General features: G+C 61.4%; 22 protein-coding genes. 16 read left to right on the top strand and 6 right to left on the bottom strand.

Annotated features, from left to right (window positions below):
- Positions 1 to 77: 77 nt before the first annotated feature.
- Positions 78 to 2,345, top strand: coding sequence for a heavy metal translocating P-type ATPase (locus VIH17_10885; GenBank protein ID HEY4683738.1), 2,268 nt, complete (start codon positions 78 to 80; stop codon positions 2,343 to 2,345).
- 88 nt (positions 2,346 to 2,433) lie between these two features.
- Here VIH17_10885 and VIH17_10880 read toward each other — a convergent pair whose 3' ends face one another.
- Positions 2,434 to 2,955, bottom strand: a complete 522-nt coding sequence (locus tag VIH17_10880; protein ID HEY4683737.1) for a TlpA disulfide reductase family protein — start codon at positions 2,953 to 2,955, stop codon at positions 2,434 to 2,436.
- A 248-nt stretch (positions 2,956 to 3,203) separates the two neighbouring features.
- On the opposite strand from VIH17_10880, the gene VIH17_10875 reads away from it, so the two are divergent.
- The 13 genes from VIH17_10875 (at position 3,204) to alr (ending at position 14,645) form a co-directional block, all read left to right on the top strand.
- On the top strand, positions 3,204 to 4,229 hold the full coding sequence (locus VIH17_10875; protein ID HEY4683736.1) for a glycosyltransferase: 1,026 nt from the start codon (positions 3,204 to 3,206) through the stop codon (positions 4,227 to 4,229).
- Between the two features lie 3 nt (positions 4,230 to 4,232).
- Complete coding sequence (locus VIH17_10870; GenBank protein ID HEY4683735.1) at positions 4,233 to 4,643, top strand: 6-carboxytetrahydropterin synthase; 411 nt, start codon at positions 4,233 to 4,235, stop codon at positions 4,641 to 4,643.
- Positions 4,640 to 5,056 carry a 6-carboxytetrahydropterin synthase gene (locus tag VIH17_10865; protein HEY4683734.1) on the top strand — a complete coding sequence of 139 codons (417 nt, stop codon included), beginning with the start codon at positions 4,640 to 4,642 and terminating at the stop codon, positions 5,054 to 5,056. Before VIH17_10870 ends, VIH17_10865 begins: the two co-directional genes overlap by 4 nt.
- A 32-nt stretch (positions 5,057 to 5,088) precedes the next feature.
- Entirely contained in the window at positions 5,089 to 5,673 is a 585-nt protein-coding gene (gene folE, locus VIH17_10860) for a GTP cyclohydrolase I FolE (GenBank protein ID HEY4683733.1), read from the top strand.
- Positions 5,674 to 5,819: 146 nt separating this feature from the next.
- Positions 5,820 to 6,089, top strand: a complete 270-nt coding sequence (gene rpsO / locus VIH17_10855) for a 30S ribosomal protein S15 (protein HEY4683732.1) — start codon at positions 5,820 to 5,822, stop codon at positions 6,087 to 6,089.
- A gap of 252 nt (positions 6,090 to 6,341) precedes the next feature.
- On the top strand, positions 6,342 to 8,453 hold the full coding sequence (gene pnp, locus VIH17_10850; protein HEY4683731.1) for a polyribonucleotide nucleotidyltransferase: 2,112 nt from the start codon (positions 6,342 to 6,344) through the stop codon (positions 8,451 to 8,453).
- A gap of 244 nt (positions 8,454 to 8,697) precedes the next feature.
- Positions 8,698 to 9,483 (top strand): sulfite exporter TauE/SafE family protein, encoded by a 786-nt coding sequence (locus tag VIH17_10845; protein HEY4683730.1) that lies wholly within the window; start codon positions 8,698 to 8,700, stop codon positions 9,481 to 9,483.
- Positions 9,484 to 9,504: 21 nt separating this feature from the next.
- Positions 9,505 to 9,855 (top strand): DUF1634 domain-containing protein, encoded by a 351-nt coding sequence (locus tag VIH17_10840; GenBank protein ID HEY4683729.1) that lies wholly within the window; start codon positions 9,505 to 9,507, stop codon positions 9,853 to 9,855.
- 33 nt (positions 9,856 to 9,888) lie between these two features.
- The gene (locus VIH17_10835) at positions 9,889 to 10,971 is read left to right on the top strand and encodes a M20/M25/M40 family metallo-hydrolase (GenBank protein HEY4683728.1); all 1,083 of its coding nucleotides are present in this window, start codon (positions 9,889 to 9,891) and stop codon (positions 10,969 to 10,971) included.
- Positions 10,968 to 11,663, top strand: a complete 696-nt coding sequence (gene dapB, locus VIH17_10830; GenBank protein HEY4683727.1) for a 4-hydroxy-tetrahydrodipicolinate reductase — start codon at positions 10,968 to 10,970, stop codon at positions 11,661 to 11,663. Before VIH17_10835 ends, dapB begins: the two co-directional genes overlap by 4 nt.
- Positions 11,664 to 11,672: 9 nt before the next feature.
- On the top strand, positions 11,673 to 12,581 hold the full coding sequence (dapA, locus tag VIH17_10825) for a 4-hydroxy-tetrahydrodipicolinate synthase (protein ID HEY4683726.1): 909 nt from the start codon (positions 11,673 to 11,675) through the stop codon (positions 12,579 to 12,581).
- Positions 12,568 to 13,398: a 2,3,4,5-tetrahydropyridine-2,6-dicarboxylate N-succinyltransferase gene (locus VIH17_10820; GenBank protein ID HEY4683725.1), complete on the top strand. Its 831-nt coding sequence runs from the start codon at positions 12,568 to 12,570 to the stop codon at positions 13,396 to 13,398. Before dapA ends, VIH17_10820 begins: the two co-directional genes overlap by 14 nt.
- Before the next feature lie 71 nt (positions 13,399 to 13,469).
- Complete coding sequence (alr, locus tag VIH17_10815) at positions 13,470 to 14,645, top strand: alanine racemase (protein ID HEY4683724.1); 1,176 nt, start codon at positions 13,470 to 13,472, stop codon at positions 14,643 to 14,645.
- A gap of 105 nt (positions 14,646 to 14,750) precedes the next feature.
- Here alr and murA read toward each other — a convergent pair whose 3' ends face one another.
- The 3 genes from murA to VIH17_10800 are packed head-to-tail and all read right to left on the bottom strand — an operon-like array spanning position 14,751 to position 19,854.
- Positions 14,751 to 16,013 carry a UDP-N-acetylglucosamine 1-carboxyvinyltransferase gene (gene murA / locus VIH17_10810; protein ID HEY4683723.1) on the bottom strand — a complete coding sequence of 421 codons (1,263 nt, stop codon included), beginning with the start codon at positions 16,011 to 16,013 and terminating at the stop codon, positions 14,751 to 14,753.
- A gap of 5 nt (positions 16,014 to 16,018) precedes the next feature.
- Positions 16,019 to 16,906: an N-acetylmuramic acid 6-phosphate etherase gene (gene murQ / locus VIH17_10805; GenBank protein HEY4683722.1), complete on the bottom strand. Its 888-nt coding sequence runs from the start codon at positions 16,904 to 16,906 to the stop codon at positions 16,019 to 16,021.
- A complete protein-coding gene (locus VIH17_10800; GenBank protein ID HEY4683721.1) occupies positions 16,903 to 19,854 on the bottom strand; it encodes a glycoside hydrolase family 3 N-terminal domain-containing protein in 2,952 nt (983 codons plus the stop codon). Before VIH17_10800 ends, murQ begins: the two co-directional genes overlap by 4 nt.
- Positions 19,855 to 19,970: 116 nt before the next feature.
- Here VIH17_10800 and VIH17_10795 point away from each other — a divergent pair, with 116 nt between their 5' ends.
- Positions 19,971 to 21,239 carry a DUF1343 domain-containing protein gene (locus VIH17_10795; GenBank protein ID HEY4683720.1) on the top strand — a complete coding sequence of 423 codons (1,269 nt, stop codon included), beginning with the start codon at positions 19,971 to 19,973 and terminating at the stop codon, positions 21,237 to 21,239.
- On the opposite strand, the gene VIH17_10790 is transcribed toward VIH17_10795, so the two are convergent.
- Both VIH17_10790 and VIH17_10785 read right to left on the bottom strand, forming a co-directional pair.
- Positions 21,195 to 22,592 (bottom strand): amino acid permease, encoded by a 1,398-nt coding sequence (locus VIH17_10790; GenBank protein HEY4683719.1) that lies wholly within the window; start codon positions 22,590 to 22,592, stop codon positions 21,195 to 21,197. The genes VIH17_10795 and VIH17_10790 overlap by 45 nt on opposite strands.
- Positions 22,589 to 24,037 (bottom strand): sodium:solute symporter, encoded by a 1,449-nt coding sequence (locus VIH17_10785; GenBank protein HEY4683718.1) that lies wholly within the window; start codon positions 24,035 to 24,037, stop codon positions 22,589 to 22,591. Before VIH17_10785 ends, VIH17_10790 begins: the two co-directional genes overlap by 4 nt.
- Before the next feature lie 119 nt (positions 24,038 to 24,156).
- Between VIH17_10785 and VIH17_10780 the strand changes: the two genes are divergently transcribed.
- Positions 24,157 to 24,659: BadF/BadG/BcrA/BcrD ATPase family protein (locus VIH17_10780; GenBank protein ID HEY4683717.1), on the top strand; the 503-nt coding region annotated here is incomplete at its 3' end.

The following is a 24,659-nucleotide window of genomic DNA, read 5'->3' as shown; positions in this document are numbered from 1 at the left end:
GCAAGCCGGGTAAGATTTGGCGTCGTCATGCGACATCCGCTCGTCTATACTACGGAGAGCTTGTGGAGAGGATTGTGATGTCGGGCCCCATCCAAATCGAGGCTACACCCATCCGGCCGCGCGCGGCAAGACCCGCCGGTGGCGGGGCAAGCCAGCTCGTTCTGGATATTTTCGGGATGCACTGCGCGTCGTGTGTGGATCACGTGGAGCGCGCGCTCAAGAAAGTGGACGGCGTTCAGCGCGCAGCCGTGAATCTGGCCACCGAAAAAGCGGTTGTCGAACATACGCCGGCTCTTTCCGACCCGGGCAGTTTGATCCGGGCTGTCGAAGGGGCGGGCTACAAGGCTCGCCTGGTGACGCCGCCTTCGAGTGGCAGGCCGGCTCAGAGGGGCGAGGCCACCCTTTCGCTCGAACGGCGCCGGAGGGAAGAGCTGCGACAGCTCCGCGTCACGCTGATTCTGACCGCCGGGCTGGCTCTGCCGGTGGTTCTGCTCAACATGTTGGCCATGGGGTGGCGGTGGACGGGACTCATTCTTTTCCTTCTGACTTTGCCGGTGTGGTTATACGGGGGCTGGATGTTTCATTGGGGCGCAGCCCGCGCGCTCGCTTCGCGAACGGTGAACATGGACACGCTGGTTTCGGTCGGGACGAGCGCGGCCTTTTTCTACAGCACCTACGCGCTCATCGCCGGCCGCATCCACGATCTCTATTTTGATACCGCCGCCGTGATTGTTGCGCTGATCCTGGTTGGGAAATACGTGGAGACGCGGGCCAAGTCGCGCACTTCGGAGGCGATTCGCAAACTGATCCGGCTTCAGCCCCAGACAGCGCGTGTGGAGCTCGGCGGAAGCGTTCGAGAAATTGCCATCGAGGAGGTTCGCCGCGACGACATTTTTCTTTTGAAGCCCGGCGAGCGCGTCCCGGTGGACGGGGAAGTGATCGAAGGGACGTCAGCCGTTGATGAAGCGATGGTAACCGGGGAGAGCGTGCCCGCAGACAAAGGACCCGGCGACAAGGTGATCGGCGGGACGGTGAACCAAAACGGAGCGCTGCGTTGCCGGGCGACTCGCGTGGGCGAAGATAGCACGCTCGGGCAAATCATTCGTCTGGTCGAGCAAGCGCAGGGCACAAAGGCTTCCATGCAGCGGCTGGCCGACCGCGTTTCCGCGGTGTTTGTTCCGGCGGTCATGCTGGTTGCGCTGGGGACTCTTCTTGTCTGGTGGCTGCTGTTTGGCGCGGGCTTCGGGAAAGCGATGATTTTCGCCGTTGCCGTATTGATCGTGGCTTGTCCCTGCGCCATGGGGCTGGCGACGCCGACGGCGATCATGGTGGGCACCGGCAAAGGAGCCGAACACGGCGTTTTGATCAAGGGTGGCGAGGCGCTCGAGCGCTCCGGGAAAATTTCAACGATCATCCTTGACAAGACAGGAACCTTGACCGCCGGCCGGCCCGAGGTCACCGACCTGGTTGCGCTCAGCAGCGATTTTCTTCCGGAAGAGATTCTGGACCTTGCGGCAGCGGTGGAGAGCCATTCCGAGCATCCTCTCGCGGCGGCGATTGTCCGGTACGCTCAGGGCCAGGCCGCAACCAGCGCGGGGAAGGTACAAAATTTCCAGGCCATCCCGGGCAAGGGAGCGCGGGCGGAATCGAGCGGCGAAACGGTTTGGATCGGGACACGCGCTTTGATGGAAGAAGCGAGGGTGGACTGCGCGGAAGCCGAGGGGACCGCCACCTCGCTGGCGGATCGCGGCCGCACGGTGATCTACGTGGCCCGCGGCAAGCGGCTCATGGGCCTGGTTGCCCTGGCCGATGCCCCGAAGCCTGAGGCGCGCGAGGCGGTCGAGCGGCTGAAGAACCTTGGCTTGAAGGTTTGGCTCCTGAGCGGTGACAACCTTCACACCGTGAATGCGGTTGCCAAGGAGGTCGGCATTGCCCGGACACGGGCGGGCGTTTTGCCGGCGGGCAAGGCGCAGGTTGTCCAGGAACTGCAAAGCAGGGGCGAGGTCGTGGCGATGGTAGGCGACGGCATCAACGATGCTCCCGCGCTTGCCCAGGCCGACCTCGGCATGGCCATCGGCGCGGGCACGGATGTGGCCATTGAGGCGGCCGACATCACCATCGCGGGTAACGACCTGCTCGCCATCCCCTGGGCGGTGGAGATCAGTCGCCGCACCCTCCGCACCATCAAGATGAATCTTTTTTGGGCCTTCATCTATAACATCCTGTTGATTCCGGTCGCTGCCGTCGGCAAGCTAAACCCGATGCTGGCCGCTTTCGCGATGTCCTTCAGCTCGATCTTTGTCGTGGGAAATTCCCTGCGATTGCGCCGCCTTTCTCGCCGGTGATTCACAGCCGAAAACGGGCTTGATGATATCTTGCCGCTCAAGTGAAGCCCGCTGCCGACATTTCGGGAAGGCGCCGGCTGACCGGCAACTACTCTCTTGCGAGGGCGAGAAGGAAGTCAATGACCTCCGGCTGGTCCCATTCGAGCGGGCCGATAATCTTCCGCACGACCCGCCCCTGCCGGTCAATGACGAATGTCTCGGGGAATTTAAAGGTGCCATAAAGCGCGGCGATCTTCTGGCCAGGGTCGCGGGCGGTCGAAAAGGTCAGGCCCTTTTCCCGAACGAATCTCTGGTAAGCCTCGGCATCTTCATCCACGCTGACGGCAAGGACAATCACTCCTTTATCCTTGAGCGCCCGGTGGAGCCTTTCGAGCGACGGCATTTCGACGATGCAGGGAGCACACCAGGTGGCCCAGAAGTTGAGAACGACGACGTGCCCGCGCAGATCGCCCAGCCGGGCCGACCGTCCATTCGAGTCGAAGGAAAAGTCAGGGGCAGGTGACGATGGGGCAAGCGGCGGCTCGGGGTTTTGCCGCGAATAGAATATGGCCGCCAGCAGAGCCGCCGTCGCGAGCACGATGGCGATCCGGAGGACGTTAACCTTCGACATGACCGCCTCTTCCCAATATAATCCCGGCGGCGTTCGTATCGGTCGCTCAGTCTAGTGCCGTTCCAGCTCGATGAGCCTGTGCATTATACCTGACTTGAACACCAGGAATGGCGCGCCGTACTGAGGGCAAGAGCCGGGCATGCGGCTTATCCCGTTCCGAGGAGCTAGAACTGGAGTCAAAAAATAGCGCCGAATAGCTGGAACGGCACTAGCCCATCGCTTCGCCGGCGGCCAACCGGAATTTTGATGTGACGGAAGAGATCCAGGTTTCGATCATCCTGCCCGCCCGCAATGAAGCGGCCAACATCGAAGCCTGTCTTCGTTCTCTTCTCCAACAAAGAGGTAATTTCGAGATCATCGTCGTGAACGATGAATCCTCGGATGCGACCGAAGAGATTGCCGGGGAGGTGGCGAAAGAGGACGCGCTCATCCGCGTGGTGAACGCGCCGGCGCTTCCGGCTGGCTGGACCGGTAAAAACCACGCTGTGTGGCTGGGCGCAAATCAGGCGCGGGGAGGATGGCTGTTGTTCACCGATGCTGACACGCGGCACAAACCGGGCGCGCTCGAATGGGCTTTGAACCGCGCCCGGGAGGCTGAGGCCTGCCTGGTTTCCGTTTCGCCGGACCAGACGATGCTCACCTGGCCGGAAAAAGCCTTGCTGCCGGTCGTGTACTGTTTTCTGGCGCGCCGTTTTCCCTACGACGAGGTGAGCCATCCTTCTTCGCCTGTGGCCGCCGCCAATGGCCAGTTCCTTCTGATCGAACGAGCGGCGTATGAAGCAGTGGGAAGCCATGAAGCGATTCGAGGGGAGATTCTCGAAGATGTGGCGCTGGCAAGGCTGGTGAAGAAATCCGGAAGGAAGATTGACTTTTCGAGGGCGGAAGGTGTGGTCGAAACCAGGATGTATCGGAAATTCGGCGAGGCGTGGCAGGGCTGGACCAAAAATCTTTTTCTGCTGCTTGGTCGAAGCTGGACCGAGACGTTCGCGGAATTGGTTGAGGTCGCTGCCCTGGATATCCTGCCGCTGCTGGTGGCGGCGATGGGCGTGATCTACCGGACGTTCGACTGGTGGTTTTGGTTGGGAGTTGCTCTTCTCGTGTGGCGGCACATGTTGCACTGGAGCCGGCTGCGGCTGAATCGTTACCCCGTTTCAACCATCTTTTACTATGAGCTTGGGTGCTTCCTCTTCGCCGCTCTCCTCTTGAAGTCCTGGTTGCAATGGGTGCGCGGAAATGGCGTAGAATGGAAGGAGCGCACCTACAGCACCGATTGAATCATGTACCTGACGAGAAAAATTGAGTTTTCCGCCTCACACTACTATCACAACCCGGCGTTGAGCCCGGAAGAGAACCGGCGCATCTTCGGGAAATGCAACAATCCGAACGGCCACGGCCACAACTATACGCTGGAGGTGACGGTCCAGGGCGAACCCGACCCCGTGACCGGAATGGTGCTCGACCTGAAGGAATTGAAGGCGGTGCTCGAAAGGGAAGTGATGCAGGTCTTCGACCACAAGTTCATCAACCGGGAAGTGCCGGGGTTCCAGGCGAAAATCCCGACCACCGAGAACCTTGCCGTGGCCATCTGGGGGCTTCTGCAGCCGAAGATTCCGCAAGGGCGCTTGCACCGCGTGCGGCTCTATGAGACGCCGGACTTGTTTGTGGACTATTACGGGGAGGGGAAGTGATCTACCTGACCCGCGGCTATCTCTTCTGCGCTTCGCACCGGCTGCACAGCGGCCGCTTGAGTGAGGAAGAGAACTGGCGGGTGTATGGAAAGTGCAACAATCCGCACGGCCACGGCCACAACTATCGCCTGGAAGTGACGGTAGCGGGCGAGATTGATTCCTCGACCGGCATGGTCTGCAACCTGAGCGAGCTGGATTCCTTCGTGGAGCAAAACATTCTCGACCGTTTTGACCACGCCCATCTGAATCGCGACCAGGAGCTTTTTACGGATACCGTGCCGACCAGCGAAAACGTTTGCCGGGCCATTTTTGGAATTGTGAAGGGTGGTTTCAAGCTGGCGAAAGTGCAGAAGGTGTGGCTCGGCGAGACGAGCCTGAATTCCTTTGAATATTTGGAAGAAGCCGACCGTTAAGGGAGAAAAGAAGAATGAAGCGAACGGAAGAAATGGTTTTGACAGAACGCGGCTCCGAGGCCATTGCCGAGCGCATGCGCGAGATTCTGGTTGAGCTGGGAGAAGACCCGACGCGCGAGGGGCTGCGGGGAACTCCGGGGCGCGTGGCGCGGGCGCTCAAATTTCTTACCAGCGGCTACCAGCAGGACATCAACAAGCTCCTGAACGGAGCCACGTTCAGCGTTTGCTATGATGAAATGGTGATCGTGAAGGACATCGAAGTGTTCAGTCTTTGCGAGCACCACCTGCTGCCCTTTTTGGGCAAGTGCCACGTGGCTTACATCCCGAACCAGCGCGTCATCGGCCTGAGCAAGATTCCGCGGCTGGTCAACATGTTCGCCCGGCGGCTTCAGATCCAGGAGCGGCTGACGAACCAGATTGCCGACGCCATCCAGCAAAAGATCGCCCCGCAAGGCGTGGGCGTGGTGATGGAGGCACGCCACCTGTGCATGGTGATGCGGGGCGTTGAGAAGCAGCACTCGGTCGCGGTGACGAGCGCGATGCTGGGTGCATTTCGCGATTGCCAGCAGACACGCGAAGAATTCCTTTCGCTGATTCGCACACCGCCCATTCGATAGCCGCCGCTCCTCCGGAGCGAGCCGGTGCGCGCCGGCAAACACCCGTCCGGTTTCATCCCTCCGGACAATCTCCTTTACAACTTCGCCAGGCGTATGTTAGTGTCTTTGCCGAACCGAAAGGGAAAGTAACGAGCGTGGGAAGCGATATGGGATTGGCGAAAGAGGCGAAGTCGGGATTGGTCGAGCAGTATCGGATCCACCCCAAAGACACTGGTTCGCCGGAAGTGCAGATCGCTCTTTTGAGCGAACGCATCAATTCGCTGACTGGCCATTTCAAGATCCATCAAAAAGACCATGCGTCGAGGCGCGGGCTGATCATGATGGTGAGTCAGCGCCGGCGCCTTCTCGATTACCTGAAGCGGCGCGACCCGGACCGGTATCGTGAGGTCGTCGAGCGTCTCGGGCTGCGCCACTAGGTCCCGTACGGTTGCGGGGCTGAGAACTTGAGCCTCCCGCCGAAGGCGGGAGGAGCGAGGTTGGCGGCGACCGGGAGCCCGACGACGGGCGAACGGTCGCTTTTTTGTTATGGAAATGGAAGAACCTGCGCCCGCGGTCGCCGCTCTGCTTTGGGGATGCCGGCCCACTCTCCTTTTCGATTCCGAGAAAATCAACAACACGACAGAAACGAGCCATCGGGCGCCTCTGCGCCTCGAGTGGCCGGAGGAAGCATGATTTATCAGGCAAGTGTGGAAATTGGCGGCCGGATGCTCACCATTGAGACCGGCAAGGTGGCCAAGCAGGCCAATGGCGCGGCCTATTTGCGCTATGGCGACAGCGTTGTTCTTGCCTCGGCGTGCGCAACCGGTGCGCCGCGCCAGGGCATCGATTTCTTTCCCCTCACGGTGGATTACCGCGAGTACAACTACGCCGCCGGTAAAATTCCCGGCGGGTTTTTCAAGCGCGAGGGCAGACCTTCCGAGCGCGAAATCCTGACCTGCCGCATGATCGACCGTCCCATACGGCCGCTCTTTTCGGAAGGGTTTCGCAACGAGACCCAGGTGATTGCGATGGTGCTTTCTGCCGACGATGTGAACGATACCGACATCATCAGCATTTGCGCCTCGGGGGCGGCGCTCTACCTCTCCGATATTCCTTTCGACAAGGCGATCGCGGGCGTCCGCGTTGGACTGGTCAACGGCCAACTGGTGGCCAATCCCACCTATGCTGAGCAAAAAGCCAGCCTGCTGAACATCGTGGTCGTGGCCACCGAAGACGCCATTGTCATGGTGGAGGCGGCCGCGCAGGAGGTTACCGAGGAAACGGTGCTGGAAGCGCTCCAGTTTGGCCACGAACAGATCAAGAAGATCATCGCCGCTCTCAAGCAGCTCTACGCGCAAATGGGCGTTGTGAAACAACCGGTGACACCGGTTCCCTTCGATGAGGCGCTCAACAAGGAAATCGAGGCCAGGTATCGCGAACGGCTCAGCGATGCTCTCAATACCCGGAAGTACTCGAAAAAGGAGAGCCAGAAGAAAGTGGATGAGCTGGCCGACGAACTGAAGGCATCGATCCCGGAAGAGGACGAGGAGAAGCGGCAGGAAGCGGCCCGCCATTTTGAAATCTTGCGCGAGCGCATCTTCCGCGACGAGATGCTCTTGCGGCACCGGCGACCGGACGGCCGCGCGTTTGACGAAATTCGTCCGGTGACCTGCGAGATCGGGATGTTGCCTCGCGTGCATGGTTCGGCGCTTTTCACTCGCGGGGAAACCCAGGCGCTGGTCACGGTCACCCTTGGGACAAAGGAGGACAAGCAACGGCTCGATCTGCTCTGGGAAGAGGAATCTTTCAAGCGCTTCATGTTGCACTACAACTTTCCCCCCTTCAGTGTGGGCGAGGTCGCTTTCCTCCGCGGCCCGGGGCGACGCGAAATCGGCCACGGCGCTCTGGCGGAGCGGTCCCTGCTTAACATGGTTCCGCCGGAGGAATCCTTCCCCTATACCATTCGCATCGTTTCCGACATTTTGGAATCGAACGGTTCCTCTTCGATGGCTTCGGTATGCGGCGGCTCGCTGGCGCTGATGGATGCGGGCGTACCGGTGAAGTCGGCAGTGAGCGGGATCGCGATGGGGCTCGTGAAGGAAGGTGATCGCTATGCCATCCTGACCGACATTGCCGGCGCCGAAGACCACTATGGCGACATGGACTTCAAGGTGGCCGGCACGCGGAAAGGGATCACGGCGCTGCAAATGGACATCAAGATCGGCGGCCTGACCACCCAGATTATGGTTGAGGCGCTCATGCAGGCCAAGAAAGGCCGCCTGCAAATCCTGGACACCATGGACGCCTCCATCGCCGCCCCGCGTCCTTCTATTTCGCCTTTTGCCCCCCGCGTCTTCACCCTCACCATCGCCACCGACAAAATCCGCGACCTGATCGGCCCGGGCGGCAAGATGATCCGCTCCATCATTGAGGCTACCGGCGTCAAGATCGATGTCGAAGACACCGGCAAAGTAAATGTTTTTGCCGTGGACGGCGAGTCGGCCAACAAGGCCATCGCCATGATCCAAAATGTGACGGCCACTGCCGAGGTGGGCAAGACCTATCTTGGCAAAGTGGTGCGGCTGGTGGATTTCGGCGCTTTCGTCGAGATCTTTCCCGGCACCGACGGCCTTCTCCACATCAGCGAGGTTGCCGAGCAGCGCATCCGTGATGTCCGCGATGAGCTGAAAGAGGGCGACCAGATCTTGGTGAAGGTACTGGCGGTGGAAGGCAACAAGATCAAACTCAGTCGCAAGGCCGTGCTGCGCGAGCAGCGGAACAAGCAGGCTCGGCCGCAATAACGTGTTCGTCGCTGGCCCTGAGCGGGTGACTCCGGCCGCCCGCTTTTTGTTTTTCGACAAGAAAGGCCTGCAGTTGGCCGGTTGAGACCCCTTGCTCTTACCGGCGAAAATGACACTCCAACGGAACCCAGACTGCCATTTTAGCTAGACGGCACTGGCCGCTCTGCTGTATGTAGCTGTGGGCGGAGTGGTGACCATTTTGCGTGAAGGCCGGCCGGCAGCCGAAGCCCTGGGGGACTGAGGCATGACCACCGCTTTTCTGTTCGCCTTGATCGGACTCGGATTCTTCGTCGGGATCATCGGCGCGCTCCTGGGCATTGGCGGCGCATTGATTCTCATTCCTGTTTTGACGCTCTTTTTTGAAGTGCCCCTTGAAAAGGCCATTGGCGTCGGCCTTGTCAGCATCATTGCCACCTCCAGCGCGGCGGCTTCCGTCTATGTTCAGGAAAAACTGACCGACATTCGGCTCGGGATGCTGCTGGAGCTCGGGACGACGATGGGCGCCGTTTTTGGCGCGCTGGTGGTGGGCTATTTCAGTCGTAAAGCGCTGGCGCTCATGCTGGCTCTGTTCCTCTTGTATTCGGCTACGTCCATGGTGCGCAAAATTCGGAGCGCTGATGACGAGCCGGCCGCGCCGGCAGGCGAGTACTCGATCCGGCACATACCGGTGGGTCTGGCCGGCTCGGCTTTTGCCGGCGCCATCTCCGGGCTCTTGGGGATCGGCGGCGGCCCCATCAAGGTGCCGCTGATGTACCTGGTGATGGGCGTGCCGCTGCGGGTAGCAACAGCCACCAGCAATTTCATGATCGGGGTTACCGGCGCCACGAGCGCGTTGATCTACTTTGTGCGCGGTCGCGTGGACGTGGCTGTGACCGCCCCGGTGGTTCTTGGCGTTTTTTCCGGATCGTTGCTCGGCTCAAAGATTGCGCCGGCCATTCGCAGCCGTTATATCCTGACGGTGTTTTCTCTCTTGCTGTTGTACCTTGCCGTGGAAATGTTCCGGGTAGGCTTCGGGCTGCATTCGCCCTAGTACGCAAAATGAGGTGAAGAGGTGCCGGGAGAGAAGAACCTAAAAACCCGCGTTTGGATTATGGTCAGTCTTTCGGCGGGCGTTTATAGTTCGGCGCTGCTGTTGGCCTTGGGGCTCATCGGATTTCTTGTCCGCGACGCGGCGGCCGTTCCCGCGGGAGCGGGGCCGGGCACTCTTGTTCGACAGACACTGCATGAGCACGCCAGCGCCGTCCTGCATTTGGGCCTGTGGTTGCTTCTGGTCACTCCGATTCTGCGCGTTTTGGCGGCGGCGGTGGGCTTTCTCGCTGAACGGGACCACCGATACTTTGGTGTTGCTTGCGGCGTGCTGGGTATTATCCTTTCGGGTTTGTGGCTTGCGCTTCACGTTTGACCCTTCAGAACTTTTCTCATAGCATGGGCTTCGATGCCGGGATCGAAACGAAGCCGGTCACGCCGGGAAGGCCGGTCGCGCGGCAGCCGGCTCGCCTTTGATCTCTTCCCTTTTGTTCGCGCCCTTGTGGACACACAATCGCTCAGCGGAAACGAATCTCGCGTGGCCGGGTTGATCGCCAGCTTTCTTGCCCGCCAGGGGTTCAAGGTCAGCCTGCAACCTTTTGCCTCCGGGCGGATGAACGTGGTGGCCGCGTGGGGGACGCCGGAGGTGGTGCTGAGCACGCATCTGGACACCGTCCCGCCTTTCTTTGCTTCCCGGGAAGATGACGACGCGATCTACGGGCGCGGGTCGTGCGATGCCAAAGGTATTCTGGCGGCCCAGATAGGCGCCGCGCTGAAGCTGAAGGCCGCCAAGGTCCGAAATTTTGGCTTGCTGTTTACCGCCGGGGAGGAGCACGACAGCGCCGGAGCCAAGGCGGCCAACGAATTGCCCAACGCCTGTCGCTTCCTGATCAACGGCGAACCGACGGAGAACAAATTGGCCACGGCCACGAAGGGGGCGCAGAGGTGCGAGCTTGTGGCAGAAGGACGCCCGGCGCACTCTGCCTATCCCGAGTGGGGCGACTCGGCCATCTCGCGGCTGCTCCAGGGCCTGCGCGCGCTCGAATCTTTGCCATTGCCCAAGGACGAGGTGCTCGGCGAGACAACCTATAACGTCGGTGTCATCGCCGGCGGCCGTGCGGCCAATGTGATTCCGGATCGCGCGCGGGCCGAAATCTATTTCCGGACGGTTCAACCCGCCGCGCCACTGCGCTCCAGACTTCGCCTCGCTCTTGAACCCCATTGCCGGATCAACTTTGCCCCGGAAGTGCCGCCGGTGCGGCTCGTCGCCCTCGATGGCTTCGACACCGTGATCGCCCGCTTTACCTCGGATGTTCCGCACCTCACCCGATGGGGGAAGCCGCTGCTGCTCGGGCCCGGCTCCATGCGCGAAGCCCATTCTGAAAACGAACACGTTTCGAAAAAAGAATTGACGGAGGCCGTCGAAATCTACTCACGCATGGTCACCCGGCTCAAGCGAATCCTTGCCGAAGAAGGAGAGTCAACGGAATGAACCTGGCTCTGCTGGGCCATGGCCGGATGGGGCAACTGGTGGAGGAACTGGCTCGGCGCAAAGGCCTGAACGTAAAATTGATCTTGGATGAGCGGAACAATTCGAGCCAGCAGGGCCTTACCGCGGAAAATCTGGAGGCGATTGACGTTTGCATTGATTTCACAGCGCCGGAAGCGGTGGTCGGGAATATGGAGCGCCTCTCTCGCCTTGGCAAGAAAATGGTGGTCGGAACAACGGGCTGGTATAAGGAATTGGATCGAGTGCGGGCGCTGGTGCACGATGGCAAGGCCGGTCTGGTTTATAGCCCGAATTTTTCCATCAGCATGAATATCTTCTACAAGATTGTTGCCGAAGGAGCGCGGTGGTTCCATGCGATCTCTCTCTATGACCCCTGGATTGAAGAGGCGCATCACAAGATGAAAAAGGATGCGCCCTCCGGGACGGCCTTGCGCTTGAAACAGATTTTGGCGGAAGCGTACAAAACCGGCGAGATCCCGACGACGAGCATGCGAGCGGGCTACATCCCGGGGACGCACCGGGTCGGGTTCGATTCCGAGGCGGATTCGGTGACGCTCACCCACACGGCTCGCAGCCGGATGGCATTTGCCGAGGGGGCGCTGATGGCGGCGTCCTGGATCAGGGAGAGGGTCGGCATCTACGAATTTTCCGAAATTCTGTTCGGGGACTGTTAGGAGCGTTTCATGGACGCAAAACAACTCAAAGGCTGCGGCACCGCCCTGGTGACGCCTTTTTCGATGGACGGCAAGCTCGATGAAAAGGCGCTGCGCCGGCTGGTGCAGTTTCAAATCCGCGAGGGGATAGACTTCCTCGTGCCCTGCGGCACGACCGGAGAAAGTCCGACCTTGTCGAGAGACGAACACCGCCGTGTGGTCGAGATCGTCTGCGAGGAAGCAGGCGGCCGGGTCCCGGTGGTGGCGGGAGCGGGCGGGAATAACACCCAAGTGGTCATCGAGCAGATTCGTGAGCTTGAGAAATTAACGATTGACGCCATTCTTTCCGTGGCCCCCTACTACAACAAGCCGACACAAGAGGGTTTTTATCAGCATTTCCGGGCCATTGCCGAGCGCGCCTCGCTGCCGGTGATTGTTTATAACGTCCCCGGCCGGACGGGATCGAACGTTGAGCCGGCAACGCTTGGCCGGCTCGCTACGATTCCCAACATTCTTGGGGTGAAGGAAGCGTCAGGCAACATCGGCCAGCAGGCCGAGCTCTTCCGGGCGGTCCCGGAGTCATTCAAAGTCTTTTCCGGCGACGATGCCATCACCCTGCCGCTGATGGCGCTCGGCGGGGTCGGTGTCATTTCCGTTGCCTCCAACGAAGTGCCGGCGGAGATGACCCGGTTGACCCATTTTTGCCTCGAAGGAAATTACGCGGAAGCAAGGAAGCTCCAGCACCGCTTGCTCCCGCTCATGCAAGCCAATTTCATCGAGTCGAACCCCATTCCGGTCAAGGCGGCGCTCAAGATGATGGGCTTGATCGAAGAGGTTTATCGCCTGCCGCTCGTTCCGATGAAGCCGGCCAATCGCGCGAAGCTCGAAGAAATCCTCATGGAGACCGGGATTCTCCACAGGGCACATGGGATTGCGTGAACAAATCGAACAGCTCTTCGATAGGCCGTCGTCGGAATACGATCGGACGAGCCAGGAATGTTTCGAGGAATTCAAGCAGAAGCTGAACCAGGGCGAAATCCGCGCTGCTGAGAAGACCTCGTCGGGCTGGCAGGTAAACCTCTGGGTGAAGAAGGGCATCCTGGTTGGATTTCGGATGGGGAAGCTCCGCGACGTTTCGATTAACCAGGAATTTCGCTATTTCGATAAACATACCTGGCCGCTGAAGCATCTGACGCTCGAGAGCGGGGTGCGGCTGGTGCCCGGGGGGTCGTCCATTCGCGATGGTTGCTACGTCGGCCGTGACGTGACCTGCATGCCGCCGATGTACATCAATGCCGGCGCGTACGTTGGCGACGGGACGATGATTGATTCGCATGCCTTGGTGGGTTCATGCGCGCAGATTGGCCGGCGGGTGCATCTTTCCGCGGGCGCGCAGATAGGCGGCGTGCTCGAGCCGGTGGGGGCTTTGCCGGTGATCATCGAAGATGAAGTTTTGATCGGAGGGAACTGCGGCATCTACGAGGGCACGGTGGTGAGCGAACGAGCCATCGTGGGCGCGGGCGTGATTCTCACCGGTTCGACCCCGGTGTACGACCTCGTTTGCGGGAAAATTTACCGTCGGGAGAATGGCCGGCCGGTGGTGATTCCCCCGGAAGCAATCGTCGTGCCCGGCGCGCGCGCCATCAGCCAGGGGAAAGGCAAGGAGTGGGGCCTTTCGCTTCAGACCCCGGTCATCGTCAGATATCGGGACGATAAGACAGACGCCGCGGTGAGGTTGGAAGACGCCCTGAGATAACGGGCCTGCATCCTTCTCATGATTTGCCTCCGGCGCGGGTTTGCATCTTTTTGCATCTTAGTGAGAGAAGCATGGGCGTAGCTCAGAAAACGAATGCTTATCCGAAGTTGCGCACGCGGCCAACCTGGGCCGAAGTCTCGCTCAAGCAGCTTCAAGAAAACTACCGGATTGTGCGGCAACACCTCCCGGAGCGAGTCAAGATCATGTCCGTTGTCAAGGCGGATGCTTATGGTCACGGCCTCGAGGAAGTCTCGAACGTGCTTGCCGGCGCCGGCACCGACTGGTTCGGCGTAACCTCTGCCGACGAGGGCGTCGAACTGCGCGCATCAGGCATCGAGCAGCCGGTGCTCCTGCTGACCGGTTTCTGGAAAGGAGAACTGGAAGCCCTTTCCGAGTGCGACTTGACGCCCGCCATCTACACCGACGATCAACTGGCGGCGCTCCACGAGTGGGGCAAAGAGACCGGCCGCAAGATGCGCTTCCATCTGAAAGTGAATACGGGCATGGGCCGGCTCGGGCTGCACTGGCAGGATGTCGCGGGATTTTTAAGCCTTTATCGCACCCTCGAGCATGTCGAGATGGAGGGCCTGTTCACCCACCTTGCTTCGGCCGAGGACTATACGTCCGAGCAAACCGGGCAGCAAGTGGAACGGTTTGAGTCCGTGCTCGCCGACTTTCGGCGGGCGGGGGTGGATCCGCGGTACGTCCACGTTGCCAACAGCGCCGCCATTGCCGGCCGGCCAAACACCTGGGCGAACATGGTTCGGCCGGGGGCGCTGCTCTACGGGATCCAGGTGCCGCTCAAGCTGCCGGCGGGAATGAAAGCAGAGTCTGTGTCATTGCCCGTCAAAAACATTCTGACGTGGAAGTCGCGCATCATTGCCCTCAAAGAGGTCCCGGCGGGCACGCCGCTCGGCTACAGCGCCGGCTACGTCACCGAGAAGACCTCGCGGGTGGCCACGATTCCTGCCGGTTACGCCGACGGCTTGAAGCGTAGCCTTTCCAATCGCGGGCGAACCATCGTCCGCGACCGCTACGCGCCCATCATCGGAAATATCAGCATGGACCTGACCCTCCTGGATGTCACCGAGATTCCTGGAGCGGCGGTTGGCGATGAAGTGATCTTGATCGGGCATTCCGACCACTGCAGCGTTACGCCCGCAGAAATCAGCGCCCTTACCCGGACGGTCCCCTACGACGTTCTCTGCGCGGTGAGCAAGCGCGTCCCGCGCATCTATCTTCGATAGTTACTGGTGCCGTTTGGAGTGCAGGAGCTTACTCGCGTCCTGGAATGGTCGCTGAGCCCGGTGGCACCCGCCACCGGGAAACGCTTGCGAGATCACAGGCTAAGGTTATCGAACGCGCCGGATGCGGGCGCCGACGGAGTTGAGCCGTTCTTCGATGCGTTCGTAGCCCCGGTCGAGATGATAGACGCGGTCCACGACCGTCTCGCCGCTCGCGACGAGCCCTGCCAGGACGAGCGAAGCGCTGGCGCGGAGGTCGGAGGCGATAACGTTCGCGCCGCTCAGCGGGGTTTTGCCGCGCACAATCGCCTGGCGTCCCTCAATGGTTATGTCGGCGCCCATGCGGACCATTTCGCTGGCGTGGAGGAAACGATTCTCAAAAATCGTCTCCGTGATCACCGCGGCGCCTTCCGCCTGCGTCATCAGGGCCATATATTGCGCCTGCATGTCGGTGGCGAAGCCGGGATACTCCTCCGTGGTCACGTCCACCGATTGCAAACGCCCCGGTGCGCGAACACGCAGGCTCTTCTCGTCCGTCGAGGTGATGGTGATTCCGGCGTCTTGCAATTTGGCCATCACCGCGGTCAGATGGTCGGGCCGGCACGAGAGCAATTCGAGATCCCCGCCGGTGATGCCTCCCGCCACCAGAAGCGTTCCTGCCTCGACCCGATCGGGGATAACGGTGTGCTCGGCCGCATGCAGTTTGCCCGCGCCGGCAATGCGAACGGTTGACGTGCCGGCACCGTCAATCTTCGCTCCCATCTTGCCGAGCAACTCGGCCAGGTCGGCAACCTCCGGCTCGCGCGCCGCATTCTCAAGCACCGTTTCGCCGCTTGCCAGCGCCGCCGCCATCATGACGTTTTCCGTTCCGGTTACCGTGATCCTGTCAAAAAGAATTCTTGTTCCGCGCAAGCCATCCGCCCGCGCCTCGACGTAGCCGTGTTCGGTCTTGACGCTGGCCCCGAGCTGCTCGAGTGCCTTCAAATGGAGGTCTATGGGCCGCGCGCCGATGGCGCAGCCGCCGGGAAGAGAAACGCGTGCTTGCCCAAAACGCGCCAGCAGCGGCCCGAGCGTCAGCACCGATGCGCGCATCGTTCGCACAAGGTCGTAGGGAGCTTCTCGGCGAGCGATGCGTTCCGCGTGCAAGGTGATGCGGTGGGGGTCGCGGGCGTCCTTTTCCACCCACACGCCCATATGGCCGAGCAGTTGGCTCATGGTGGCGATGTCACGCACTGCCGGGCAGTTCGCGAGCACAAGCGGTTCGGAGGTGAGCAGGGCGGCGGCCATGGCGGGCAAAGCGGCATTTTTTGCGCCGCTCACGGTGACCGCGCCTTCGAGCCTGCTTCCACCCTGGATGATGAATTTATCCATCTGGCCTAACGTGCGATTTCGCCCAAGGCGCGGCGGAGTTCACCGCCGGCTTCAGCGAGCTTTCTCCTGGCCTCCCGGGCAGGGCAGCCCAGCTTGAGCATGATGAGCGCCACCCGGGTGTTTCCGCCGGCGCGCCGCATAGCCCGGCGAGCGGCTGCCGTGCCAACGCCAGTTGTCTGTTCCAGGATTCGCTCCGCGCGCCGCATGAGCTTGCGGTTCGTGCGGCGGACGTTGATCATCCACCCGCCATAAGTGTAGCCCAGCCGTATCATGGCAGCCGTGCTAAGCATGTTGAGGACAAGCTTCTGAGCCGTGCCCGCTTTCATCCGGGTCGAGCCGGCGATGACTTCGGGGCCGACGACGGGAGCAATCGAGACCTCCGCCAGAAGGGCTGCCTTGGAGCGCGGGTGGGTGGTAACGGCCACCGTCTGGGCGCCTCTCCGTCGAGCCAAGGCAAGCGCGGCGACCGTATAGGGCGTGTTTCCGGAGGCGCTCAGACCGACGACAACGTCTCGCTTGGACAAACGCAGCCGGCGCATGTCCCGCTGCCCCAGCGAAGAAGAATCCTCAGCGCCCTCGACCGCGCGCGTCACCGCCCGACGCCCGCCGGCAAGGACCGCCCGAACCATGTCCGGCGAAGTATTAAAGGTGGGCGGGCACTCGGCGGCGTCGAGCAGGCCCAGCCGGCCGCTCGTCCCGGCGCCGACATAAATGAGCCGGCCACCCTGCCGGAGGGCTTTGACAATCATATCCACGGCGCGGGCAATGCGAGGAATTTCCCGCGCCACGGCCCGAGGCACCTTGCGATCTTCCGAATGGATGATGCGCAGGACCTTGCGAGTAGATTCCAGATCCATGCGAACGGCGCGCGGATTCAGCGGCTCGCCGATCATGGTTTGAGCCCGAGCGCTTCCACGACGGCATCGGCGACCCTCGGCCGGAGCTGCCGGATCGCTTCATTCTCGCGTGTGGGATGCACGCGGTTGGTCAAAAGCACGACAAACAGTTCTTTCGCCGGATCGATCCAGATGGATGTTCCGGTAAAGCCCGTGTGGCCATAGGTGCGCGAGGAGAGGAAATGGCCGGAGGAGGACTCAGGCGAAGCAGTGTCCCAACCGAGAGCGCGGGTCGAATCCCCGGGTCCTTGCCGGCGAGTGAACTCCTCCATGGTGCTCCGGCGGAGGAGTCGCTGGTGACCGTAGATCCCGCCATTCAGCATCATCTGGCAGAAGGCGGCAAGATCGCCGGCAGTGGCGAACAGTCCGGCATGGGCGGATTCGCCGCCCATCACATAAGCGTTCTCGTCGTGCGCCTGGCCGTGAACCGTTCGCTTTCGCAGTTTTTGGTCCAATTCGGTCGGCGCAATGCGTTTGAGAAGCGACTTGGGCGGGTTGAACATGGTCGTGCTCATCCCCAGAGGTAAAAAGATTTGCTCTCGGAACAGGTCACCGAGCGAGCGGCCGGAAACGCGCGCCAGAACCTCGCCCAGGAGAATCACGCCGAGATCGCTATAAACCGATTTCGTGCCGGGCTGGTAGGCAAGGGGTGTGGCCAGAGTTCGTTTCACGATCTCGGCGCGGTTCTTGGCATCAAGAAAGAACTCCTTGTAGGCGGGAAGGCCCGAGCTATGCGTGAGAAGTCGGCGGAGAGTGACCTGTTCTCGCCACGCTCGATCCTCCCCTGCCGGAACCCCCCGGACGGAAGCCTCCTCCCGAAGCCGCGGGAGAAGCCACTCGGGCAGATAACGGCTGAGAGGAGCGTCGAGCTGAAGTTTGCCTGACTCGACGAACTGCATGACGAGCGTCGTGGCTCCGACGACTTTCGTCAGAGAGGCAATATCGTAGATCGTGTCCGGAGTCACAGCGGCAGCGTTTGCGTCATAGGTCAGCTTGCCGAACGGGTGCACGGCCACCGAGCCCTTCCAACCAACTGCCAGAATTCCGCCCGGCGTGACCCGCTCGGCGACGGCGCCGCCCAGGAGACGATAAACGGGCTGAAGACGCGCTTCCGTCTCTGCCGGAGCGGGCGAAAGTCGCATGGCGCTCCCGGCACGTTCCCACCCGTGGCCCGCGCTGGCGACGCCGGGTATGCTGACGGGCAATTTGCCCGCGATTGCGCTCTGCCCGAAAAGAGCGCGCGCCAGGGCGCGCTCGGCCACGTCCACGTGGCTGAAGGTCAACAGCACAGTGGGAGCGGAAGAAAATGCCTGAGCGAGATAAGGATTGCCGAGGAGCGCGACCACGGTTGGTTTTCCGGCGGCGAGAAGGCGAGTGACCAGTTCGGACTGCTCAGGAGGCAAACCGAGCGAGCCCTTGCGGTCCATCACCCGCACAAACAGGGCGATCAGCGCCACGTCGTAGTCGGACGCTTCGGGCAGACGAAGGCTCCGAGCGTTTACGAACCGAGTGTCGCAACGCAAGACCTGCAACTGGTCGGTTCTCGAGCGCAGCTCGCGCTCCAGAATTTCCGCCGGGTAGGGATCCGGGTCGGCGGAAACGGCCAGGAGGAGAAGCCGTAGGGGCTTGGTGGAATCGAGCGGCACGAGATGCGGTTCATCCCGGACCAGGGTCACGCCGCGCTCTGCCATGCGCTCAGCCGCCAGGCGATACTCCGGCCGGCCGAACACGGTGTTGAGTTTTTCGAGATCGACGAGCCTATTTTTGTTCAGGCCCAGCCGCGCCTTCGCCCGCAGAATCCTCGTTACTGAAGCATCCACTCGCTCAGGCGGGATGCGGCCGGATTGAACCGCCTCGGCGAGCGCCGGGAGAACGCTCTCCGGTTCAACCAGCAGAAGCACGTCCGCGCCGGCAAGCACGGCGCGAACCGCTGCCTCCCCCGGAGGCCATTGGTTCGCTACCCCGGCCATGTCCATCGCATCGGTGGCGATCAGGCCGTCGTAATGCATTTCCCGGCGCAAAAGATCGGTGAGCACCGGACGAGAGAGAGTAGCCGGCGTCCGCCTGTCCGGGTCGAGCGCTGGCACGGCCAGATGACCGGTCATGATGGAACCAACCCCGGCTTCGATGGCGGCACGGAAGGGAACCAGCTCGACTGCCTCCAACCGCTGGCGGTCTCGGTCCACGACAGCAAGGTCGAGGTGAGAATCCACCGTGACATCCCCGTGCCCGGGAAAATGCTTGGCGGTGGCGAGAGTGCCCGCTTCCTGGGCGCCGCGGACAAAGGCGGCGACGAATTGGGCGACCGGTACGGGATTTTCGGCGAACGCCCGAACATTGATGATGGGGTTGTCCGGGTTCACGTTGACATCGGCGACGGGCGCGAAGACCCAATGCACGCCCAACGCCCGCGCTTCGAGCGCTGTCGTGCGGCCCATCTCATAGGCTGCTTGCGGGTCGCCGCCGGCAGCCAGCGCCATGGCGTGAGGAAACGAGGTTCCTTCAAGAATGCGTTGGCTGGTGCCGCGCTCGAAATCGCCGGCAATGAGCAGCGCGACGCGAGCCCGCCGTTGGAGCTGATTCGCCAGAGCGGCCGTCGGATAGGCCTGGCTGCGCTCCACCCCGAGCGGCCCCCGGCGGGCGGTAACGATCACTCCGCCCACCTGCCCCCGCTCGACCAAATCCGTCAGCCGGCGATAAGGGGGACTCTCCACGTTCATGAATTCGCCGAAATAGCCGACGACGATCATCTGCCCGAGCTTTTGCTCGAGCGTCATTTTTCTCAGGGTGTTGCGAACCCATTTCTCGTTGCTGGCGGCAAGCTTGCCCTGGGCAGTCTTTGGGGACTCGGCGCGGGCGAGCTGAAAGGCGGTCGTGAGGGTCGCCGCCAGCAACAGAAGGGCGCATGCATCCGTTCCGCAAAGGCGAGCGATCCAATCAGCCATGCGCGTTCTCAAACTGTTTTTCGGCTCCCAACCGACATCCAGCGTCTCGTTGACGAAAAATTTCCTTTCAGTGTATATAGCACAGGCAGAAAGGCAACTCAACCGAGGTGCTTTCGATGCGCTACCCCGGGTCATCCGGCCGGCTGTGGTTCGGAATGTTTTCCTGCTGGACGCTATGCCTCTCGCCGTTTCTCCACGCCAAAGAAGCGCCGAAACGTCCGGTGCTGACCGGGATTGAAGTCCTCGAAAAAATGAAGTTTCGGCCGCTTGCCGGCAAACGCATCGGCCTGATTACGAATCAGACCGGACAAACACATGACGGCCGCCGTTCGGTGGATGTCTTGGCGCGGGCACCGGGCCTCCAGTTGAAAGCGATTTTTTCGCCGGAGCATGGCCCGGAAGGAATCCGGGAGGGCGATGTCGAGTCGAGCCGCGACCCCGCCACCGGCCTTCCCGTCTTCTCCCTTTATGGCCAGGGTCGCCGGCCAACCGATGACATGCTCAAGGACCTGGATGTTCTGGTTTTTGATATTCAGGACGCCGGCGTGCGCTTCTATACCTACATCACCACCATGGGCTACGCCATGGAGGAGGCGGCAAAGCGGGGCATCGGCTTCATGGTGCTTGACCGCCCCAATCCGCTCACCGGAAGCGTCGAGGGCCCCATGCTTGACCCGGACAAGCTTTCCTTTGTGGGATATTTTCCCATGCCCATCCGCCATGGCATGACGGTGGGCGAACTGGCTACCCTGTTCAATCAAGAAAAGCGCATGGGGGTGAACCTCGAAGTGATCTGGATGCAGGGCTGGCGGCCAACTCTCTGGTTTGACGAAACCGACCTCAAATGGGTCCCGCCAAGCCCGAACCTCAAGACGTTTGCGGGGGCGCTCGTCTATCCTGGCGTTGAGCTCTTGCGAGCGGGCGGCGTATCCGTCGGCCGGGGCACCGATGCTCCTTTCGAACAGTTTGGCGCCCCCTGGATCAACACCGACGACTTTTTGCGTTATATGAAACGCCGCAAAATTCCGGGCGTTCGTTTCTCGCCGGCCAGGTTCACTCCCCGGGCGGATATCCATGCCGGCCAACTCTGTTATGGCCTCCGGGTTCGGTACACCACGCGGGATGCGAGCGTCGTCCTGCCCGCAACGCTGGGCATCGAGCTGCTCGCTGCCCTTCACAAGCTCTATCCCAAGCAGTTTCAACTTGAGCAGACGATTCGCTTGCTCGGATCCGAGCAAACGCTCGAGAGGATCAAACGCGGTGACGATCCAAGAAACATTTCTTCTGCCTGGGCAGGAGCCTGGTGGTTCTGGCGCCAGACCCAGCCTTATCGCTACTACCTAAAGCGGGCGACTTCTCCGGCGCCAGAACCAGTAGAGCGGTAGCCCGACCAGGATCAACCCCAGCCCGAGCACCGACTCCCTCAGGTTTTGCCGGAAGGTGTAAACAAGCAGGACCGACGCCATGAGGAGAAAGATCGCGGGCACCCAGGGGTAACCCCAGGTGCGGTAAGGCCGTGGCAGGTTTGGTTCTTTGCGGCGCAAGAGGAAGACTCCGGCGGTGGTGAGCGCATAGAAGAGCCATTCGCCAAAGATAACCAGCGTATAAAGCTGCTGAAAACCGCCGGTCAGCGCCAGCGCCGAAGCCAGGCCCGCGAAGATGAACAGCGACGTGCTCGGCGTGCGATAGCGAGGGTGGACGTCGGCCAGCCGGCGGAAGAAAAGGCCGTCACGCGCCATGGCATACGGGATCCGGGCAGCGGTGAGGATGGACCCATTCAGGGTCGCCAGACTGGAGATGATTGCCCCCAGGATCACGACCGCCGCTCCATACCTCCCCAGAATTTCCGTTGCCACCGCGGCAGCGACATTCTGAGACGCGGCGATGGCGCCGAGCGGCAGGATGTAAAAGTAAGCCAGGTTGGTCAGGATGTAGATGAGACCCACCGCCAGCGTGCCGTAGATGAGCGCTCGGGGAAGGTTCTTTTCCGGCCGCGCCACTTCACTGCCCACCATCGGGAGATTGTTCCATCCATCGTAAGCCCAGAGAGCGGCCACCATGGCGCCGCCAAAAAAGCCGGCCCAGGTGGCCCCGCCGAAATGGTCCGGCAACAACGGCGGCGCTTTCGCCGATGTTCCCCGACCGATCGCAAATGCCGAAGCCGTCAACCCCAGGATGACAGCGACCTTCAGAACCGTCAGGAAACTTTGCACGCGGCCGCCGGTACGAACGCCGGTGTAATTCACCAGCGTGAGAGCCCAGATGGCAACGATGGCGAGCAGAGTCGTCCCATGGATGTCCAAAACCGTGACTTGATGCTCGCCGGCCGGAAGGCCAAAGTAAGCGAGCTGCCCGCCCAGGGCGGGGAAGAAGAACGAGGCAAAAATCGCAAAGCCACTTGCGATCGTGGCCATCGAGCCGGATCGGGCCAGAATGAATCCTGACCATCCCCAGAGGTAGCCGACGAGCGGGCCATAGGCCCGCCGGAGATAGACGTATTCGCCTCCGGCTTCCGGCATGGCGCTGCTCAACTCGGCATAGCTGAGCGCGCCGAAGAGGGATAGCAAACCCCCAACCACCCAGGCAAGCATCACCAAAGCAAAGGAACCCGTCGAGCGCGCCATGTCTGCCGGAACCAGGAAGATCCCGGTTCCGATGATGATGCCCACGACAAGCGAGACGGCATGCGTCAGCGTGAGCGCCCGCACCAGACCAGGTTTCTCGTCTCGCGTTATCACGTTGAGCTTTCTTCCCGCTTCGGCCGCCAGAATAAGCTCACAACATAGCCTGTCAAAAAGGTGGCAACCGTGCCAATGAGGACGTACCATGTCCACGCGATGGGAGTGCAAAACTTTACGTAGAGGACGACGGCCAAACCAGCCGCCATCCCCACGAGCGCACCGCGCTCATTTGCGGCCGACAAACGCGCCAGCAAAAAAAGACCCAGCAGGCTTCCGTAAGGGATCGAGGCGATCGTCAGACCCGCCTCGAGAACCGAGCCCCAACGGCTGGCCATCAGCGCCAGGCCAATCAGAACCGCTCCCCAGAGAATGGTAAGCCAGCGGGCCACCCGAAGCGTTTGCCCGGGCGTGTATCGGTTGCTATGGGTAAGACGAAGGACATCCACTGCCGATGAGGATGCCAGGGAATTCAGCGCGGCGCTCAAATTGGACATGGCGGCAGCCAGGATCGAAGCAATCAGCAAGCCGGCCAGACCTTGCGGCAACTCGCTGACGACGAATCCGGGCAGAAGCCGGTCGGGGTTGCCGGCGGCGATGGGCGGAAGCTGCCGGTAATGGGCGTAGAGCATCACGCCGACCACCAGGAAGAGCCCAAATTGCGCCAGAATGATAAAGCCACTCACCACCAGAGCCAGTTGGCCTTCGCGCCGTGAGCGAGCCGCCAGCAGGCGCTGGACAATGAGCTGGTCCGTTCCGTGACTTGCCATCGTCAAGAAGAGACCGCCGAGCAACCCGGACCAGAAGGTGTAGTGGCGCGTCAGGCTGAAAGCAAAATCGAATACGCGCAGCTTATCGCCGCCGGAGCCGGCCACGGCAGCAATGGATGTCCAACCGCCGGGAATGCCGTGAAGGAGCGTGACGAAAACGACCACGCCCCCGCCCAGATACATCGCCGTTTGCACCACGTCCGTCCAAATGACAGCCCGCATCCCGCCTTCAAATGTGTAAAGCAGGGTGATCAGGGAAATCAGGATGATGGAGGTCAGTTCGCCTGTGCCCAGGGCGACGCTCACCACCAGTGAGATGGCAAAAACTCGGACTCCCTCGGCTAATCCCCGGGTGACAAGAAATATTGCCGCCGCCGCCGACTTGACGCGAGAGCCCAGCCGTCTTTCAATCCACTGGTAGGCGGTGATGAAATCTCCCTTAAAATACTCCGGAATGAAAAGAGCGGCGATGAGGAAGCGGCCCAGGACGTAGCCCAGCACCAGTTGCAGAAATCCCAGGTTGGAAAGGAAGGCAAGCGCGGGCGTGCCGACGATGGTCAGTGTGCTCGTCTCAGCGGCGACGATGGAAAGGCAAATGGCCCACCAGGGAATGTTGCGCGCACCCAAAAAATAATCGACGATATTCTTTTGCGTTTTGCGAAAATGGATGCCGAAGAGAGTGATCCCGGCCAGATAGGCGAGAATAATGGCGAGATCGAGGGTGGAAAGCCGCACGACACTCCTGGCAGCCCGCCGCGCTATACCCCGCCGGGCCGCCTCAGCCGGTGCCGGGATACTAAGCGGCGGAGAAAAGCGGTGTCAAGCCTGCCCGCGGCGGGCTATGGTAGGAGAAGATGAAACTTTTTGTCGGGATTGACGGCGGCGGAACCAAAACCGAGTGCGTCATCCTGGATGAGTTGGGCGCAGTGCGTGGGGTCAGCTCCACCGGATCTTCCAATATCGCCCGTGTCGGGGAAGAACGGGCGTTTGCCGCTCTGCGAGCTTGCCTGGCCGCCGCCCTGAAACCGACAAAACAAACCAAAGGCTCCGTCGTCAGTGCGGTTGCCGGCCTGGCTGGGTCTGGGCGCGTCCGGATTCGGAGATCGGCCGAGCGATTCTTGCGAAATTCGCTCCCCAAGGCAAAATGTCACGTTATGACCGACCTCGCGATCGCGCTCGCCAGCATCAGCGAGGCCGGGCCGGCATTGGTGATTGTTGCCGGCACTGGCTCGGGTGCTTTGGCGCGGGGGCGGGAAGGCCCCGAGATGCGGGCAGGCGGGTGGGGGCCGTGGGCCAGCGATGAAGGGAGCGCATTTGATGCCGGCGGGAAGGCGATGGCAACCGTCGCCAGAATGCG

This window comes from Candidatus Acidiferrales bacterium (assembly GCA_036514995.1).
GTDB lineage: Bacteria > Acidobacteriota > Terriglobia > Acidiferrales > DATBWB01 > DATBWB01.
Note: the sequence above shows the minus strand (reverse complement) of the source record. Positions and strands in the feature narration are given on the sequence as shown.